The organism is Streptomyces sp. NPDC004752, from assembly GCF_053601275.1.
In genome coordinates this window covers 36,243-53,452 of the sequence record NZ_JBSGBN010000020.1, presented here as the reverse complement: position 1 = coordinate 53,452, position 17,210 = coordinate 36,243, and the positions used below count along the sequence as shown (strand labels likewise).

At 72.2% G+C, this 17,210-nt stretch carries 16 protein-coding genes; 12 read left to right on the top strand and 4 right to left on the bottom strand.

Features of this window, described 5'->3' with window-relative positions:
• Positions 1 to 40: 40 nt before the first annotated feature.
• Positions 41 to 508 (bottom strand): RDD family protein, encoded by a 468-nt coding sequence (locus tag ACWEKM_RS11305; RefSeq protein WP_451620917.1) that lies wholly within the window; start codon positions 506 to 508, stop codon positions 41 to 43.
• 211 nt (positions 509 to 719) lie between these two features.
• On the opposite strand from ACWEKM_RS11305, the gene glnA reads away from it, so the two are divergent.
• The 4 genes from glnA to pspAB all read left to right on the top strand — a co-directional run bounded on the left by glnA (position 720) and on the right by pspAB (position 4,224).
• Positions 720 to 2,129, top strand: a complete 1,410-nt coding sequence (gene glnA, locus ACWEKM_RS11300) for a type I glutamate--ammonia ligase (protein ID WP_451620916.1) — start codon at positions 720 to 722, stop codon at positions 2,127 to 2,129.
• A gap of 145 nt (positions 2,130 to 2,274) precedes the next feature.
• A complete protein-coding gene (locus ACWEKM_RS11295; RefSeq protein WP_451620915.1) occupies positions 2,275 to 2,532 on the top strand; it encodes an SCO2583/SCO2584 N-terminal domain-containing protein in 258 nt (85 codons plus the stop codon).
• Positions 2,533 to 2,668: 136 nt separating this feature from the next.
• Positions 2,669 to 3,586: a zinc metalloprotease HtpX gene (htpX, locus tag ACWEKM_RS11290; protein ID WP_451620950.1), complete on the top strand. Its 918-nt coding sequence runs from the start codon at positions 2,669 to 2,671 to the stop codon at positions 3,584 to 3,586.
• Positions 3,587 to 3,588: 2 nt separating this feature from the next.
• Entirely contained in the window at positions 3,589 to 4,224 is a 636-nt protein-coding gene (gene pspAB, locus ACWEKM_RS11285) for a PspA-associated protein PspAB (protein ID WP_451620914.1), read from the top strand.
• 338 nt (positions 4,225 to 4,562) lie between these two features.
• On the opposite strand, the gene ACWEKM_RS11280 is transcribed toward pspAB, so the two are convergent.
• Positions 4,563 to 5,903, bottom strand: coding sequence for a DUF2252 domain-containing protein (locus tag ACWEKM_RS11280; protein ID WP_451620913.1), 1,341 nt, complete (start codon positions 5,901 to 5,903; stop codon positions 4,563 to 4,565).
• Between the two features lie 466 nt (positions 5,904 to 6,369).
• Positions 6,370 to 6,684, bottom strand: coding sequence for a hypothetical protein (locus ACWEKM_RS11275; RefSeq protein ID WP_451620912.1), 315 nt, complete (start codon positions 6,682 to 6,684; stop codon positions 6,370 to 6,372).
• 303 nt (positions 6,685 to 6,987) lie between these two features.
• On the opposite strand from ACWEKM_RS11275, the gene ACWEKM_RS11270 reads away from it, so the two are divergent.
• The 6 genes from ACWEKM_RS11270 to ACWEKM_RS11245 all read left to right on the top strand — a co-directional run bounded on the left by ACWEKM_RS11270 (position 6,988) and on the right by ACWEKM_RS11245 (position 13,972).
• Positions 6,988 to 7,719, top strand: coding sequence for a hypothetical protein (locus ACWEKM_RS11270; protein ID WP_451620911.1), 732 nt, complete (start codon positions 6,988 to 6,990; stop codon positions 7,717 to 7,719).
• A gap of 528 nt (positions 7,720 to 8,247) precedes the next feature.
• Positions 8,248 to 8,925 carry a winged helix-turn-helix domain-containing protein gene (locus ACWEKM_RS11265; RefSeq protein ID WP_451620910.1) on the top strand — a complete coding sequence of 226 codons (678 nt, stop codon included), beginning with the start codon at positions 8,248 to 8,250 and terminating at the stop codon, positions 8,923 to 8,925.
• 123 nt (positions 8,926 to 9,048) lie between these two features.
• The gene (locus ACWEKM_RS11260) at positions 9,049 to 10,086 is read left to right on the top strand and encodes an NAD-dependent epimerase/dehydratase family protein (RefSeq protein WP_451620909.1); all 1,038 of its coding nucleotides are present in this window, start codon (positions 9,049 to 9,051) and stop codon (positions 10,084 to 10,086) included.
• A 68-nt stretch (positions 10,087 to 10,154) separates the two neighbouring features.
• Complete coding sequence (locus tag ACWEKM_RS11255; protein ID WP_451620908.1) at positions 10,155 to 11,444, top strand: sensor histidine kinase; 1,290 nt, start codon at positions 10,155 to 10,157, stop codon at positions 11,442 to 11,444.
• Positions 11,429 to 12,082, top strand: coding sequence for a response regulator transcription factor (locus tag ACWEKM_RS11250; protein ID WP_451620907.1), 654 nt, complete (start codon positions 11,429 to 11,431; stop codon positions 12,080 to 12,082). Before ACWEKM_RS11255 ends, ACWEKM_RS11250 begins: the two co-directional genes overlap by 16 nt.
• Positions 12,083 to 12,349: 267 nt before the next feature.
• A complete protein-coding gene (locus tag ACWEKM_RS11245) occupies positions 12,350 to 13,972 on the top strand; it encodes a DUF1996 domain-containing protein (protein WP_451620906.1) in 1,623 nt (540 codons plus the stop codon).
• Positions 13,973 to 14,076: 104 nt separating this feature from the next.
• Here ACWEKM_RS11245 and ACWEKM_RS11240 read toward each other — a convergent pair whose 3' ends face one another.
• Positions 14,077 to 14,478 carry a hypothetical protein gene (locus ACWEKM_RS11240; RefSeq protein WP_451620905.1) on the bottom strand — a complete coding sequence of 134 codons (402 nt, stop codon included), beginning with the start codon at positions 14,476 to 14,478 and terminating at the stop codon, positions 14,077 to 14,079.
• Positions 14,479 to 14,598: 120 nt separating this feature from the next.
• On the opposite strand from ACWEKM_RS11240, the gene ACWEKM_RS11235 reads away from it, so the two are divergent.
• Positions 14,599 to 15,126 (top strand): tetratricopeptide repeat protein, encoded by a 528-nt coding sequence (locus tag ACWEKM_RS11235; protein WP_451620949.1) that lies wholly within the window; start codon positions 14,599 to 14,601, stop codon positions 15,124 to 15,126.
• 148 nt (positions 15,127 to 15,274) lie between these two features.
• On the top strand, positions 15,275 to 17,209 hold the full coding sequence (locus ACWEKM_RS11230; protein ID WP_451620904.1) for a hypothetical protein: 1,935 nt from the start codon (positions 15,275 to 15,277) through the stop codon (positions 17,207 to 17,209).
• Position 17,210: the final 1 nt, after the last annotated feature.

Below are 17,210 nucleotides of genomic sequence, written 5' to 3'. Positions count from 1 at the left end.
CCCTGCCTCGGCGGGCGCGGAGCGGTCTTGGCGGGCGGTCTCAGACGCGGACCTGCACCGTGCGGGCCAGCCGGTCGTGGAGGCCGCGGCCGTCGCGGTCCCAGATCAGCGCCGGGAGGGCGAGGAACAGCAGGACCGTGCGCAGCAGGACGCGCAGCGGGTTGACGCGGCCGGTGTCGAGCGCGACCACCCGGAGGCCGAAGAGCCGCTTGCCCGGCGTGAAGCCGACCGTGCCGACGGTGAGCAGGATCAGCGCGAAGAGGATGATCGGGGCCCAGACCTGGGCCGCACGGTTGTAGCTGTCCGTGATCAGACCGTATGCGATCAGCAGGCACAGCCCCCAGTCCACGGCCAGGGCGCCCAGCCGCCGTCCCGGGCGGGCGATCGAGCCCGGCCCCTGCTCCGGCAGACCGAGCTGTTCACCCCGGTATCCGAAATCGGCTCCGGCGTCCTCCATGGCCGCGCGCGGCCCGGAAAGCCACGATCCCACTGCTTGCCTGTTGTCCACCCGTCCACGGTACTGCGGCCGTGAACGACCAGAGGAGGGCGGGGTCGGCCGGGGCTACCGTGGACGCAGGGCCGGTTAACTTCTGCGAAACAAATGGGTCACGCCCGAGAAATCACCCGTGCCTAGGGTCGATCCAGCGTGTGCCGCACACCGGCCGCACGAACGAACTACCAACCCCGGCGACAGGACGGTCGGGATCAGGAGGAGCTGGATGTTCCAGAACGCCGACGAGGCCAAGAAGTTCATCGCGGACGAGGACGTCAAGTTCATCGACGTCCGCTTCTGCGACCTGCCGGGCGTGATGCAGCACTTCACGGTGCCGGCCGAGGCGTTCGACCCGGACGAGGAACTCGCCTTCGACGGGTCCTCGATCCGTGGCTTCCAGGCCATTCACGAGTCCGACATGGCGCTGCGCGCCGACCTGTCGACCGCCCGGACGGACCCGTTCCGCCGGGACAAGACCCTCAACATCAACTTCTTCATCCACGACCCGATCACCGGCGAGCAGTACTCCCGTGACCCGCGCAACGTGGCGAAGAAGGCCGAGGCGTACCTCGCCTCCACCGGGATCGCGGACACCGCGTACTTCGGTCCCGAGGCCGAGTTCTATGTCTTCGACTCCGTCCGCTTCGCGACCAGCGCGAACGAGTCCTTCTACCACATCGACTCCGAGGCCGGCGCCTGGAACACCGGCGCGCTGGAGGACAACCGGGGCTACAAGGTCCGCTACAAGGGCGGCTACTTCCCGGTCCCGCCGGTCGACCACTTCGCCGACCTGCGCGCCGAGATCTCCCTGGAGCTGGAGCGGGCCGGTCTGAAGGTCGAGCGCCAGCACCACGAGGTGGGCACCGCCGGCCAGGCCGAGATCAACTACAAGTTCAACACGCTGCTCGCCGCCGCCGACGACCTCCAGCTCTTCAAGTACATCGTGAAGAACGTCGCCTGGCGGGGCGGCAAGACCGCGACCTTCATGCCGAAGCCGATCTTCGGTGACAACGGCTCGGGCATGCACGTCCACCAGTCGCTGTGGAGCGACGGCGACCCGCTCTTCTACGACGAGCAGGGCTACGCCGGTCTGTCGGACACCGCCCGCTACTACATCGGCGGCATCCTCCGGCACGCCCCGTCGCTGCTGGCCTTCACCAACCCGACGGTGAACTCGTACCACCGTCTGGTGCCCGGCTTCGAGGCCCCGGTCAACCTCGTCTACTCGCAGCGCAACCGCTCCGCGGCCATGCGCATCCCGATCACAGGCTCCAACCCGAAGGCCAAGCGCGTCGAGTTCCGCGCCCCCGACTCCTCCGGCAACCCGTACCTCGCCTTCTCCGCGCTGCTCCTCGCGGGCCTGGACGGCATCAAGAACAAGATCGAGCCGGCCGAGCCGATCGACAAGGACCTGTACGAGCTGGCCCCCGAGGAGCACGCCGGCGTCCCGCAGGTCCCGACCTCGCTCCCGGCGGTCCTCGACTCCCTGGAGGCCGACCACGAGTTCCTGCTCGCGGGCGATGTCTTCACGCCCGACCTGATCGAGACCTGGATCGACTTCAAGCGGACGAACGAGATCGCCCCGCTCCAGCTGCGTCCGCACCCGCACGAGTTCGAGCTGTACTTCGACGTGTGATCGGCCCTCGCTGAGCCTGCGGCGCCCCCGTTCTGCTGTGCGGAGCGGGGGCGGCGCCGTTTTGCACGGCGGGGGTGGCGCCGTATGGTTTCGTGCACAGCTGTTCGACAGGGGTTTTCGACAGGGGATACGGGGAGACGCGGGGATGTCCGGACAGGACGACGGCGAGCGCGAGTTCGATCTGAAGTGGGCGCGCGACGCCGAGCACAAGGAGCCCTCCGCCCGGGCCAGGATGCTCGCCGCCCGGTGGAAGGAGAACCCGCCGGACCCGGCCCCGTTCCGCGCCGCCCCGGAGCCGGTCGTGCCGCGCCGGTCGTCCTGGGTGTCGACCGTGATCGTGCTCGGCTGTGTCGTCGCGGTGATCCTGCTGCTGGGCTGGGCGGAGACGCGGTCGGGCTACTAGCGCTCGCGGGACGGACGGGGCGGGGCGGGGGGAGGGAATCTTTGCCCGTCCCAGGGTCGGCGCCGACTCGCCAAGGGCCGTGCCAGGTGCACACTGGACAGCGGGACGAGTGCCTGACTGCGGGTGGGTGATGCAGATGCAGAGCCGCTTCCAGAGCGACCGACGGCTGACCGTGCGCATGATGGTCACGCTGTTCCTGCTCGGGCTGCTGTACGTGGCCTTCGTGGCCGTGTTGATCACGTTGTTGAAGTCCTGGGTACTGGTCGTGGTGCTCGCGGCGGGGCTGCTCCTGGCGCAGTACTGGTTCTCCGACCGCGTCGCGCTGTACGCCATGCACGGCCGGGTCGTCGAGCGTGAGGAATATCCGGACCTGCACGGGGTGATCGACCGCCTGTGCGCACAGGCGGACATGCCGAAGCCCGTGGTCGCCGTGTCGGACATCGACATGCCGAACGCGTTCGCGACCGGCCGCAACCCCGACCACGCGGTGATCTGTGTGACCACCGGCCTGCTGCGCCGGCTGGCGCCCGCGGAGCTGGAGGGCGTGCTCGCGCACGAGCTGTCGCATGTGGCGCACAAGGACGTCGCCGTGATCACGGTCGCGTCGTTCCTCGGTGTCCTCGCCGGTCTGATGGTGCGGTTCGCCTTCTACTCGCAGCTCTTCCGGGGCCGCAGGGACCAGAACACCCTCGCGGTCTTCGCCGCCGTCATGGGCGTCTCCGCGGCCGTGTACGCGATCAGCTTCCTGCTGATCCGGGCGCTGTCCCGGTATCGCGAGCTGGCCGCCGACCGGGCCGCCGCCCAGCTGACGGGGCGGCCCTCGGCACTGGCTTCCGCGCTGACCAAGGTCTCGGGTGACATCGCCCGGATCCCGACGAAGGACCTGCGTACGGCACAGGCGTTCAACGCCTTCTACTTCACCCCGGCGCTGGGTGCCGAGCCCGGCCTGTCCCGGCTCTTCTCCACCCACCCCAGCCTGGAACAGCGGCTGGAGCAGCTGGCCCGGATCTCCGCCGAGCTGGGTGAGGCGGCGATGCCGGGGAAAGCGGGCTGAGCATGGGGTTCCTGGACATCCTGCTCGGCCGTACCAAGCCCGTCGCACCCGATCTCGACCAGCTGTTCGCGCTGCCCTCGGCGGCCGTGACGCTGGAGGCCGCGGCCGGGTTCACCCCGACCGGGGGTGGCGCGGTGTGCTTCGCGTCGGTCGAGGGCGCGGCCTTCGAGCAGACCTGGCGCGAGGTCCGGGCCCTGCTGGACGCGGACGCCGAGCGCGGGGGACCGGCCCTGGGCGAGCGGGGCGCGGAACCCGGCGGCGCCTCGCCGGTGGAACTGCGGCAGGACGACTACGGCTACTCCTGGCTGGTGTCGCAACGCCCCCCGGACCAGTTGCCGGAGCTGGTGAACGACCTGCACGCGGTGAACAGCTCGATGGAGGTCAACGGCTTCGGCCCACAGCTGCTGTGCTCCCTGGCCGGGTTCGAGAACAAGGACGCGGTGGGCGGCGCCCGGCGGCTGGCGCTCGTCTACCTCTACAAGCGGGGCACCTTCTACCCCTTCGCCCCGTTGCCCGGCACCGCCCAGCGGCGCGACAACGCGCTGGAGCTACAGGTGAAGGCGGCCCTCGCGAACGATCTGCGGATAGAGCAGGACCTGAGCCGCTGGTTCCCGGTGTGGGGCGCCCCCGGCCTGTGACCGCCCCCACCCCTTGGCGCCGGGCCTTCAGCGGCGCTCGCGGAGGTAGCGGCATGGTCGCGGAGGTCGTACTCCGCCCGTGCCGCGCGGACAGGAGCGCCAAGGCGACGACGGCGAGCCACCAGCGTGGGGCGGACGGGCAGCCGGTTGCAGGGCGCCTCACACTTGACCGCAGGGCCGCGCGGCCACAGGCGGTGCCGGTTGCGCGGAGCCCCGGGATGGGCGGCCCGGCAACGCGCGTCCGGCGCGGGGAGCCGGTCACCCGACGCGCATCCCGATTCCCGACGCGCATCCCGGTTCCCGGCGGGCCGCCCACATGGCCGGTGGGTGTCCGTTCGTCAGGCCCCCGGTGCCGCCCGCACCATGCCCGCCGCGACGGCGGCGCCGAGCGCCGCGTGGTCGGTGCCGGTCTGGTCGGCGTAGCACAGCGCGAAGTCGGCGACCGCGCGGTCGAACGTGTCGGCCGTGCCCAGGTAGGAGGCGATGGCGACGCGGTCGCCGGAGCGGGCGTGGGCGCGGGCCAGGGCGGTGCCGCACAGCCGCCCGTATGCCAGGAGGCGCTTCGGGTTCATGCCCGCCACATCGGCGACGCCCTTCATGTCGCGCAACTGGCGCCAGTAGAAGGCCCGGCCCTGCGGTCCCGTCATCCAGCCCAGGAAGATGTCGCCGTCGGCCTGGAGCAGCCGCTGTCCCGCCACGACCCGGTGCCCCGGGTGCAGGTACGGCCCGCTCGGCAGATGCTCCTCCAGGATGGCCTTGCGGGCCTCCTTGATCTGCAGGAACAGCGGGTCGCCCGCGCCCCGCCCGGTGAGCAGCACGAGGAAGCAGCGGGTGCCGACGCTGCCGACGCCCGCGACCTTGCGCGCGGTGTCGGCGAAGCGGTACCGGTCGAGGAGGAGGCGGCGCTCCTCGGGCAGGGTGGAGCGGTAGTCACTGAAGATCTTGCGCAGGGAGGCCGCGTCGCCGGCCCCGGCGGGTTCGAGCAGCGGCGGGTCGTGGATGATGCGCCGCCGCCCGTCCACCACCTCCGTGAGCTTGCCGAGGGCCTGGAGGCTGGTGCGGCGGCGGGTGCGGGTGAGGCTGGACTCCAGGTGCCGGGGGTGGCGATCTGAGCGGACGAGGGGCAGCAGGCTGTCGGCGTCGACGCGCTCGTACCAGACGGCCAGTTCGCTGAGCCGGGCCAGCCGCCGTATCGCGGTGCGGTAGCCGCCCACGGTCTCCCGTACGGCCCGGTGCACCCGGGGCTCGGGGTGCCCGTTCTCGCGGGCGGCCACGGCGACGGAGGCGGCGAGCCGTTTGACGTCCCATTCGAAGGGGCCGCGGAAGGTTTCGTCGAAGTCGTTGAGGTCGAACAGCAGGGAGCGATCCGGGGAGGTGTACACGCCGAAGTTGAGCAGATGGGCGTCGCCGCACAGCTGCACGGTGAGCCCGGTGTGCGGTTGCGCGGCCAGATCGGCGGCCATGACGGCGGCGGCGCCGCGCAGGAAGGCGAACGGCGAGGCGGCCATCCGCCCGTACCGGATCGGCAGCAGCTCCGGCAGCCGGTCCCGGCCCTGTCGCTCCAGCACGGCGACCGGATCGGGCCGGTCGACGGGCGGCAACCAGCGGGCGTGGCCGGAGCGGCGGACCCGCTTGCGGGCAGCCTTGCCGTGGCTGACGCGGACGGCGGTTGTGGTCATGCGGCACGCCTCCCTGGTTCCGATCGCCTCCTCATCTGATCGAAGTGAAATACGGGAGGGCGGACCTGCGCATGCCCAGCCCGGCGAACGGGTGACGGGCCCGTCCTCATCGGACAGCCGGTCGTCGGCGCGGTGGCGTCGCTCTTCGACGGCAGTGGCCCACCATCCGGCCGTTCCATCACGCCGTCGGCCCCCCGCGCCCGGCTGGGCCCAGCGCCCCGACGGAAGCCCGTCCGGCGGACCCTGGCCGACAGGGCGGACGCGGGGGCACGGACACGGGGCACGGACACGGGGTGGCGCGCGCGGCGGAGGCGGCGATCGCGCGGGAGGCGGCGCGGCTGCGGAGTCGGCTGGGCGGGACCCGCTGACGCCGCGCTTCCGCACACCGTCGGAGCGGAAGGTGTCGGCCTGACGGGACGGCGGCGGGCACCCCGGGAACCGGGGTGCCCGGGAACCGGCACCGGCCTCAGCGGTTGTAGCGCATGAACGCCCGCACCATGTGGCACGTCGTGTCCGACGGCGGGTGGACGCCGATCCGCTCGGCCGTGCTGCGGATCGTCTCGTTGCGGGCCTGGTTGGGGACGTAGACGCCCGAGTCGAGCAGGGCTATGGCGAGCCGCATCGCCTTGAGGCGGCGGTTGTGTGTGATGTACCACTCGCGCGGGCGTCCGGGCGGCAGCGAACGCTTCGTCACGGGGGCGTAGGGCAGGTCGAGTTGGACGGGGCGCTTCGCGGTGGACTGGGTGGGCAACGGCTTCGGCTTCAGTGCGGCAGCGGGCACGGGCATCCTCCTGTCGCGTTCTCGAACACTGACTCCAGTCTACTGCCCGGCACTGACAATCGAAGGGTTCGGACGCCCCCTCAAATGGCCAGGTAGGCAACGGAATCGACGGCAGGTCACCGGGGTTCGGTGAGGGGTGCGAGAGACGGCGGAGTATTCGAACAACGGGGATACGGAGGCCCCGGTCACAACCCCGCCCCATGTGGTACAGGTCACTTCCATGACTCCGATAACCGCTGAGTAACGTCGTTCGGCATCTCGTACAGAGCGGCGTACACTCCCCTACTTCTTCAGGAGGCGCGCATGTCGCGCAGGAGAACGCTCGGCACCAGGAAGAAGATCGCGCTGCTCGTGGGGGCCGCCGCGGTGGCCGGCGGCGGGGCCTTCGCCATGGCGGCCACGTCGAACGCCGCGCAGAGCCCGCGAACCCTGTCCGCCGCGGACTCGACGGTCTGCCAGGGGCTGGCCACCGCGCTCGGCAACAACGAGCGGTTCATCGAGGGCCAACGGGCCGCTCCGGACGCCCAGTCGGCGGCGCGGATCGCCAATCGTGAGGCGGTCATCGAGCAGATCGAGGTCCAGCAGAAGGCGTCCGGTTGCGCCGTCGGGGAGTCGGCTCAGGGCTCCCATTCGGCACCGGCACCGGACCAGGACGGGCGGCAGGACGGCGGGCAGGGCGCGCAGCCCGCGCCGACCGCCTCCCCGGGAGACACAAACACGGGAAATGCGGGCGCAGGAGACGCAGGCACGGGAGACACGGGCACGGGAGACACGGGCACGGCTGCCGGGCAACAGGTGTGCAACGGCTCCACCGTCACGCTCTCCGGCGAGGACGGCGCCCCGGCGGCGTCCAGCAACCAGTTCCCGGCGGGCACCACGCTGAAGGTCACCAACCTGGACAACGACAAGTCCACGACCGTGCAGGTGACTTCCGTGTCCGGCAGCTGCGTCCTGCTGAACGACGCGGCCTTCGAACAGGTCCGGGAACCGGGCAAGTTCCTGATCCGTCGCGCCCTGATCGAGAAGGTGGGGTGAGCGACAGCCCAAGCCCGTAAGCGACAGCCCTCAGCGGATCGATGGGCGCCTTCTCGCGCCCCCCTCGCCCCCTCGCGTCGCCGCCGAAGCGTCGCGAGGGGGCCGGGGAGCCGCCGGACTGTCCGCCATGTGGAACGGCGAACGGCACAGGACAGCCGAGATCAAGCCCCTGACCTGGGGCGAACCCCTGGCAGGGGGAGGCAGGCGACGTCAACTTTGCGCCAAGGAAGCGTCCGAGCAGTGAGAGGACACTCCTGTTGCGGGCCGGTGTCTGCTTCAATGGGCGCATGGCCAGCATCCAGAAGTACACCGCGACGGGTCGCCCTGACCTTGAGCCCTTCTGGCCTTCCCGTCAGCACCATGACTTCGACCGGGTGTGTTGCCGCGCGTGGAACGCGCGGGCCCTCTAAAGCCGTACACCCCGGCCTTCGGCCAGCGCGGAACGACGAACGTCCCCGGCGCGCCCGACCACGAATCGCGCCCGTCGACCTGCCCGACGAACTTCTCGCGCGAAAGAGCTGACCTCTCATGGCGACCACTCGTCCTCTCACCACCGCCGCCCTTCCCGCCCCCACCCCCTCCCCGGCGTCCGGCGCCCGGCATCGGCTGCGCGCCGTCGCCCGGGACGAGGAATGGACCCTCCCCCGCCCCGACCCGGTCGAGAGCCTGCACAACGTCGCGGATCTGCTGCCGCCGGGCGCCACCTGGCTGCCGGCGCCGCCGCACACCGTGCCCAGCCTGCCGGGACAGCCGCCGATGGTCGGCTATCTGGTGCTGGTCCCGGCCGACCGGCGGCCGCCGTTCCTGCCGGTCGCGGTGCCGGACCGGCCGGAGACCGGACCGGCCGAAGCCGCCGACGTCCCCGACACTCCCAACACCCCCAGCACCCCCAACGCCCTCGACGCTGTCGGCGATCCGCTGGTCCGCGTCGACACCGTGCGGCGCACCGCTCAGGTGGCCGGCCGGGACCTCGATCTCACCTACCTGGAGTTCGAGCTGCTGGCCCACCTCGTGGCGCACCCCCACCGGGTACACACCCGTGACCAGTTGGTCACCACGGTCTGGGGCTACGGCCACGTGGGCGACGGACGCACCGTCGACGTCCATATCGCCCGGCTGCGCCGCAAGCTGGGCGCCGAGCACCGCCGGACGATCCAGACGGTGCGCCGCGTCGGCTACAAGTACACGCCACCGACCGGGCGTTGACCGCACCGCCCGCACCGGTCTCCCCCGTCTGACCCGTCTGCCCCGCCCCCGTCCGCCCGTCCGCCCCGTCTGCCCTCGGCAGATTCGGTTACGCTCCGCGACCGCGCCGGGCAGAGTCATCGCATGAGACTTCTGGTGCTGGGCGGAACGGAGTTCGTGGGGCGGGCCGTCGTGGAGTCGGCGCTCCGGCGTGGCTGGGAGGTGACCGTCTTCCACCGGGGACGGCATGCGCCCCCGCCGGGCGTACGGTCGTTGCACGGGGACCGCACCGCCGCCGACGGGCTCGCCGCGCTCGCCGGCGGCGGCTCCTGGGACGCCGTCGTCGACACCTGGTCGGCTGCGCCCCGCGCCGTACGGGAGGCGGCGCGGCTGCTGCGGGACCGCGCCGGCCGGTACGCGTACGTGTCCAGCCGCTCGGTGTACGCCTATCCCCCGGCGGGCGGGACCGGCGAGAACGCGCCGCTGGTCGAGGGCGCCGCGGCCGACGCCGGGCAGACCGAGTACGCGCGGGACAAGCGGGGCGGCGAACTGGCCGCCGTCGAGGCGTTCGGCGCGGACGACTCCCTGCTGGTGCGGGCCGGGCTGATCCTCGGCCCGTACGAGAACGTCGGCCGGCTGCCCTGGTGGCTGACCCGGATCGCCCGGGGCGGCCCGGTCCTGGCGCCCGGCCCGCGGGACCTGCCCCTGCAGTACATCGACGTGCGCGACCTGGCCGACTGGCTGCTCGGGGCGGTGGAGCGGGGGCTCGGCGGCCCGTACAACCTGGTGAGCCCGCCCGGGCACACCACCATGGGCGCGTTCCTGACGGCGTGCGTCGAGGCCACCGGCGCGGACGCGCGGCTGTGCTGGACCGATCCGCGGATCGTCCTGGACGCCGGGATCGAGCCGTGGGTCGAGCTGCCGGTGTGGCTGCCGCCGGGCGGCGACCTGTACGAGGCGATGCACCGCGCGGACGTCGCACGGGCGCTGGCGACGGGGCTGGTGTGCCGTCCGGTCGGCGAGACCGTCGCCGACACCTGGGCGTGGCTGCGGGAGATCGGCGGCACGGCACCGCAGCGCCCGGACCGGACACCCCTTGGCCTCGACCCACAGGTGGAGGCCAAGGTGCTCGCCGCCGCGGGATGCAGCGGGCAGGTGCAGCGGGGGGTGCAAGGGGTGTAGCTGACACCACCTCCTGACCGGGGGTTTCGCCCCGTGACCGCCGGCCCCGGTTCGGCGAGACTTACGGCATGGACACGAGGAGCAGGGATTCCAGGAACGTCGGCGGCCGGACCCGCGCCGTCGTGACCGCCGGGGCGCGGGGCCTCGCCCTCTCGGTCGTCGCGCTCACCGGCTCGATCACCCTCTTCGTGCTGTCCGTCGTGTCGATCGTGCTCATCCCGCTGGGCATCGGCATCGTCACGACGCCCTGGGTGCTGACCGGCGTGCGCGCCTTCGCCCACTGGCGGCGGCTGGTGGCCGCCCAGTGGTGCGGGGTGCGGATCCCGCCCGTGTACCGGCCGCTGCCCGAGGGGGCCAACCCGTGGGGGCGGACCTTCGGCATGCTCGGCGACCCGGCGACCTGGCGGGACCTCGGCTGGCTCATGGTGGACATGACGGCCGGGTTCGTCACCGCGCTGCTGCCCGCCGCGCTGCTGACGTATCCGGTGGAGGGCTTCGCGCTGGCGGCCGGGCTGTGGCGGGTCTTCACGGACGGCGACCGGGTCGGCTGGTGGTACGGCTTCGTGCCGATCTCGGGGCAGGGCAGCGCGCTGCTCGCCGGGCTGCTCGGCGCGGCGCTGCTCGCCGCCGGATACGTCCTCGCCCCGCCGCTGCTGCGCTTCCACTTCCTGCTGACCCGTTCGGTGCTCTCCGCCGGTCAGGGCGAACTCGCCGAGCGGGTCCGGGTGCTGACCGAGACCCGGCGGGACGCGGTGGACAGCTCCGCGGCCGAGCTGCGCCGCATCGAACGGGACCTGCATGACGGCGCGCAGGCCCGGCTCGTCGCGATGGGCATGGACCTGGGGACCGTCGAGGCGCTGCTGGACAAGAACCCGGCGAAGGCACGGGAGTTGCTCGCGCAGGCGCGCCGCAACTCCGCGGAGGCGCTCGGCGAACTGCGCGACCTGGTGCGCGGCATCCATCCGCCGGTACTGGCCGAGCGCGGACTCGGCGACGCCGTACGGGCGTTGGCGCTGCGGCTGCCGGTGGCCACCGAGGTGACCGTGGAGCTGGACGGGCGGGCGGACGCGCCGCTGGAGTCGGCCGCCTACTTCGCGATCAGCGAGGTGCTGACCAACGCGGTCAAGCACTCCGGCGGCGACCGGATCTGGGTCGATCTGCATCATGTGCCCGAGGACGGCGGCCTGCTGCGGATCGCGGTCACCGACAACGGCAGGGGCGGCGCCGTGCTCGGAGCCGGCTCCGGGCTGCCCGGGATCGAGCGGCGACTGGGTACATTCGACGGCATCCTGGCCGTCAGCAGCCCTGCCGGCGGTCCCACCATGGTGACCATGGAGATTCCGTGCGCGTTGTCCTAGCCGAAGACCTGTTCCTGCTGCGCGACGGGCTGGTCCGGCTGCTGGATGCCTACGACTTCGAGATCGCCGCGGCCGTCGAGTCGGGCCCCGAGCTGACCCGTGCGCTGGCCGAGCTGCGACCGGACGTCGCGGTGGTCGACGTACGCCTGCCGCCCACGCACACCGACGAGGGGCTGCAGTGCGCGCTCGCGGCCCGCCGGGACCGGCCCGGGCTGCCGGTGCTGGTCCTCTCGCAGCACGTGGAGCAGTTGTACGCGCGCGAACTGCTCGCCGACGGTGACGGCGGGGTCGGGTATCTGCTGAAGGACCGGGTGTTCGACGCGGAGCAGTTCGTGGACGCCGTGCGGCGGGTGGCGGCGGGCGGAACGGCGATGGACCCGCAGGTGATCCAGCAGTTGCTGTCCCGGCGGGCCGCCGCCGGCCGGCCGCTCGGCGGGCTGACCCCCAGGGAGCTGGAGGTCCTGGAACTGATGGCGCAGGGCCGGTCGAACGCGGCGATCGCCGGGCAACTCGTCGTCACGGAACGGGCGATCGCCAAGCACACCTCCAATATCTTCGCCAAACTGGGACTTGAGGTGTCGGACGATGACAATCGACGCGTCCTGGCGGTACTCGCCTACCTCGACCGGGACCGCTGACACCTCCGTCCTGCTCCGTCCTGCTCCGTCCTACTCCCTCCCGGTCCGTTCCGCGCCGTTCCGCTCTGTTGCCCTCCCCTCCGTCGTCCTCTGACGATTTCGCAACTCCCGCTGCTCAAGGGGCGATTGAGGCCCTCTGAGCCGTCAAACCTCTGATGAATTCACGGGACGGCTGAACGCCCCTGGGGCCGGGTCCGTATGAGTAGGCGCCGCTTCACTCCTGTCGGGCGCCTCGATGCTGCCCCGCAAGGAAGTCAGAGGAGTTCCATGGGACGCAACACACGAAAACGCCGTACGCCGCTGGCCACCAAGGCCATAGCCGCATCGGCGGCCCTAGCGCTCGGTGGGGGCGGGCTGATCTGGGCGAACTTCTATGCCTCGGCGCACGAGTCGAACAACTCGGCGCAGAACCAGACGAAGGCCGCCGCCGCGCAGGTGGCGACGATCTCCTGCCCGGACGTCGGCCAGAAACTGACGAACGTGCCCAACGCGGCGCGCCCCGGGGTGGCGACGGAGCTGGCGAACCTCGACAAGCAGATCACCGAGGCATACGCCCGGCTCGCCTCGACCCGCCAGGCCCAGGAGAACGACACGGGCTTCGTCCAGAACGCGATCGTCGGCCCCCTGAAGGAGAAGCGGGTCGCGACGATCGACCGGATCAGGATCGGCATCCAGCGGGTCGGCGGTTCCTTCGACAACTCGCTGGCCCAGCTCTCCGCCTGCACCACCCAGAGCGCCAACCAGACCAACGCCGGCGGCGGCCAGAACGGCGGCGGCCAGCAGCAGGGCGGCGGCCAGCAGGGCGGCGGCCAGCAGCAAGGCGGCGGCCAGCAGGGCGGCGGCCAGCAGCAAGGCGGTGGTCAACAGCAGGGCGGCGGCCAGAACGGCGGCGGCCAGCAGCAAGGCGGCGGCCAGCAGGGCGGTGGTCAACAGCAGGGTGGTGGCCAGCAGGGCGGCACCGGCGGGCAGGCGGGCAATGGCCCGGTCGCCGCCGACTTCGTCGACATCACCAAGGTGCAGCCGAACGTCAAGGCGAAGCCGCGCAAGAACGGCAACGGGTCGTCCGGCACGTTCACCACCAACTGCGGCGTGAACGCCAACAAGAACCACAACACCGACAATGTGATCGTGGCGCCCGGCGTGGCCAACGGCGCGCACCACCTGCACGACTACGTCGGCAACCAGAAGGTCAACGCGTTCTCCAGCAACGACACGTTCCTACAGGGCGGCACCAGCTGCCAGAACAAGAACGACCTGTCGTCGTACTACTGGCCGGTGGTCCGCGTCCAGGACGGCACGCAGGACTTCGACCAGAACGCCGACGGCGGCGGCAAGGAGGGCAACGTCGGCCGCATCCTGGTCCCCAAGCAGGCCGAGATCAAGTACGTCGGCAGCCCGACCTCCAAGGTCGTCGCGATGCCCCAGTTCCTGCGCATCATCACCGGTGACGCCAAGACCACCACCAACGGTCTGGCCAACGCCAACGCGCACTGGAGCTGCACCGGCTTCGAGAACAAGGTGCAACTGACCGAGCAGTACCCGATCTGCCCGCAGGGCAGCCAGATGGTCCGCACCTTCGCCTTCCAGAGCTGCTGGGACGGCCAGAACATCGACAGCGCGAACCACCGCACACATGTGGCCTTCGCCGACGCGGGCGGCAACTGCCAGAACGGGTTCAAGGCGATCCCGCAGCTGACGATGCGCCTGGTCTACGACGTTCCGCAGCCGAGCATCCAGAACGGCGTGGTGAAGAACGCGTACGCGGTGGACGGCTTCCCGGAGCAGCTGCACAAATCGGCCACCGACCACGACGACTTCATCAGCGTCACGACCGGCGGCCTGGCCAACAAGATCGCAGACTGCGTCAACCGCGGGCAGCGGTGCCAGTGATCCGCTGAGGCGGTCGCGATCCAAGGCCGCTGAGGCTGGTCGCGGTGGAAGGCCGGTGGTGGGAGGAACCCGCCACCGGCCTTCGTCGTGCCGGGGCCGCCGCGTCAGCCGGTGTGCGCGTGGTGGTCGGTACCGATCTCCAGATCACCGCCGAGCGTGCCGCGCAGCGCCTTGACCACCCCGTCGTCGCCGACGGCCACCCATTTGCGGCCCACCAGGTAGTAACCGCCGTAGTCTTTCGCGTCGTTGATCCACTCGCGCTGGCCGCGGTCGGTGGCGAAGGTGGCGAGGACGAACTTCCCGTCCCGGTTCTTGCAGAGGGCCTGGCGGATCTCGTCGGCGTCCGTCTGGATGTCGGGCGCGCACTTCACCTCGGCGGCCAGGCTCTCCAGGCTGCCCGTGGCCGTGGACGGCACCGCCCGCGCGTCGCCGCCGGATCCGCAGCCCGCCAGTGCCAGTACGGCCGCGACGCCCGTCACAGCGAGCATCGGTCGCGTCAACCTCATGTGTTCCTCCGGTCCCGGTGGGCGACAGCATGCCGCAGGAAGCCCCCGGCCGGGGACCCCGCCCTTCGATACGGGCGGCGCCCGCCTCCCGCTCAAATCCCTTGCCCCAGGCGGGCACGACTGTGCGAGGGTGAGCGGGTGAACCAGGACTGGGAAGACCGCGTGACCGCCACCTGGGCGGCCTTCGACGACTACGCGGAAGAGAACGCCGCCGCCTTCCGGGCCGTGATCGACGCCCTCGTGGTCGAACTGCCCGAGGGCAGTCCGCTGGGCCCGTTCGAGCGGGCCTGCGCCTGGGACTCGACCGGCCACTCGGACCAGGCGGTGCCGCTGTACCGGGAGGCACTGGCCCGTGGGCTCGACGGGGCCAGCCGCTACAAGGGCCGCCGAGCCCGGATCCAGCTGGCCAGCTCGCTGCGGAACATCGGCCGCGCGGACCAGGGCGTCGAGCTGCTGACGCCCGAACTGGACGCGCCCTCGGACGAGTTGGACGATGCCGTGCGCGCCTGCCTCGCGCTGTGCCTGTCCAGCCTCGACCGCGACCGCGAGGGCCTCGCGCTGACGCTCGGCGCCCTGGCCCGCCACCTACCCCGCTACCAGCGGTCGATGGCCGCATACGCGCGTGCCCTGATCGAGCCGAAAAACTGACCGGGGCGAGTGGGGCGATGCCGGGCGCGGCAGCGCCCCCGAAGGGGCGCGGGGAACTGCGCGACCAGCCACGACGGCGCCGCAGCCGAACCGGCGGCGGGCGGGTTGCCGATGGTGACCAACCGTCGTTCCGATCGTTCTCCCGGACGTGCAGCCACAGGATGTAGCCCAGCGTCACGCACCCGCCTCGACCGGAGCCGCCGACCCGGTCGTCGATGTCGAGCAGGCCGAGGCCGCGCTCGTCGAGCACTATCCGCGGCTGGTCCGGCTCGCCTATCTGGTGCTGCCGCCCGGGATCGGCCGCAGCCGGCGCGTCCTGACCGCGCACGCCCTCGTCCAGCGGGCACTGCCCCGGGGCCGGACGTCGGCTTCGGTGATCCCGTCGCAGTCGACGGGGGGCGACGGCGACCCCGGGTACGCCTTCGTGCGTCTGCGGGTGGTGCGTACGGCCCTGGAAGCGGGGCTCCCGCTCCGGCGCCGGGCGTGGCCCAAGCGGTCCCAGCTGCCGCCGCTGCTCCCCCAGGTCCGGGGCCTGCGGCTGTTCCCGCGGTCCGGCGGCGCCGACGAACTCGCCCTGGACCAGCGCCTCGCCGCCCTCAGCGGACCGGCCCGCGCCGCCTATGTGCTGCGCGGTCTGGAGAAGCTGCCGGACGCCGACGCACGCCGTGTGCTGACGGCCGCCGCGGTGGCGGACCCGGAGGCGGCGCTCGCGGAGGCGAACGGCGTCCCCGCGCAGTACGCGCTGCTCGACTCCCCCGAGTTCGACCCCTGCTCGCTGCAGGCCCGGCCCACCGATCTGATGCGGCGCAGGCAGCACACCAAGGCGGCGATCGCCGCCGCGGCCGCCATCGCGGTGTGCGGCGCCCTCATCGCACTGCCGGGCGGCGGCTGGGGTCCGGACGGCGCGGCGGCGCCAGCGTACGCGCAGAACCCGGCGGCCGAGGCCGCCCTGAACCCGGGCCGGGTGGTCCGGGCCGCCCCGACGGCGTGGAAGTCGTCGGCGCGCACCGACTTCTCCGTGTGGCCGGCCCGCGGCACCCTCGCCAGGGACACCGGGCTGCTGCGCCGCGCCCTCACCGTCTGGGCCCGCCCCGGTGAGTCGGTCCGCGTCTCGGCCACCCCGGACACTCAGACCGGCGGCCCGGCCGGACCGCCCCAACTCCTGTACGCGGGCGAGGTGGACAACGCCCGCGTGGTGATCCTCTACGACGGCCTGCGCATCGCCCGTTACGCCGAGCCGAAGGGCGGCACGGAGGGCGCCGCGCTCGACCTCGCGCGCGTGGACGGGGCGGCCGGCCCCGAGGCGAGCGCGCTCGTGCTGGGCCGCTCCGACGGCAACGTACGCTATCTGACCGCCCCTTGGGTGACGAAGGCCGCCGAGCGGGACCTGACGAAGCCGACCGGGGGCGCGATGGACCTCGACCTGACCGACGGGGTCACGGCGCCGCTGGCCAGCCCGGTGCAGCAGTCCGACGCCTGCACGTCGTGGAACGTGCTGCAACTGACCGACGCGTCCGGCACCCAACTGTCCACCGATCTCGGCGAGTTGGTCCCGGCCCGCCTCACCACCGGCCGGCCCGGCTTCGACGGTGCGGCCAAGTCGTCCGGTGCGGAGACGCTGGCCACCTGGGCGCCGTTCGCCTGCTCGCTGGCCGCGGAGCGCTCGGGGGGTGTGCGGAGCGTGAACGCCTGGGCGTACGCCGACCAGGCGCTGCCCGAGGCGGCCGGGACGGCGGACTGGGTGTGCACGCGGGCGGAGACCTGGCGGGGCGAGGGCACGGCGGTGCTGGCCCAGTTCCACACGCCGGGCGGCCAGTACGGGGCGGTCGCCGCCAAGGCCACCGATGTGACCGCGTGCGGTCCGCGCGATCCGCATGTGCTGGCCGGGGTGCTCTGGAAGTCCGAGGCCGGGTCCTGGTACCTGCTGGCCGCGGGCAGCGGGGACACCGCGTCGATCCGTACGACCGGCGGGGTCACGGCGTCCGCGCAGGGCCGTATGCTCGCCGCCCGGACCAAGCAGGGGGCGCAGGCCACACTGACGGGCACCCTGAACGACGGAACGCCGCTCGCCGCGCTGCGCTAGT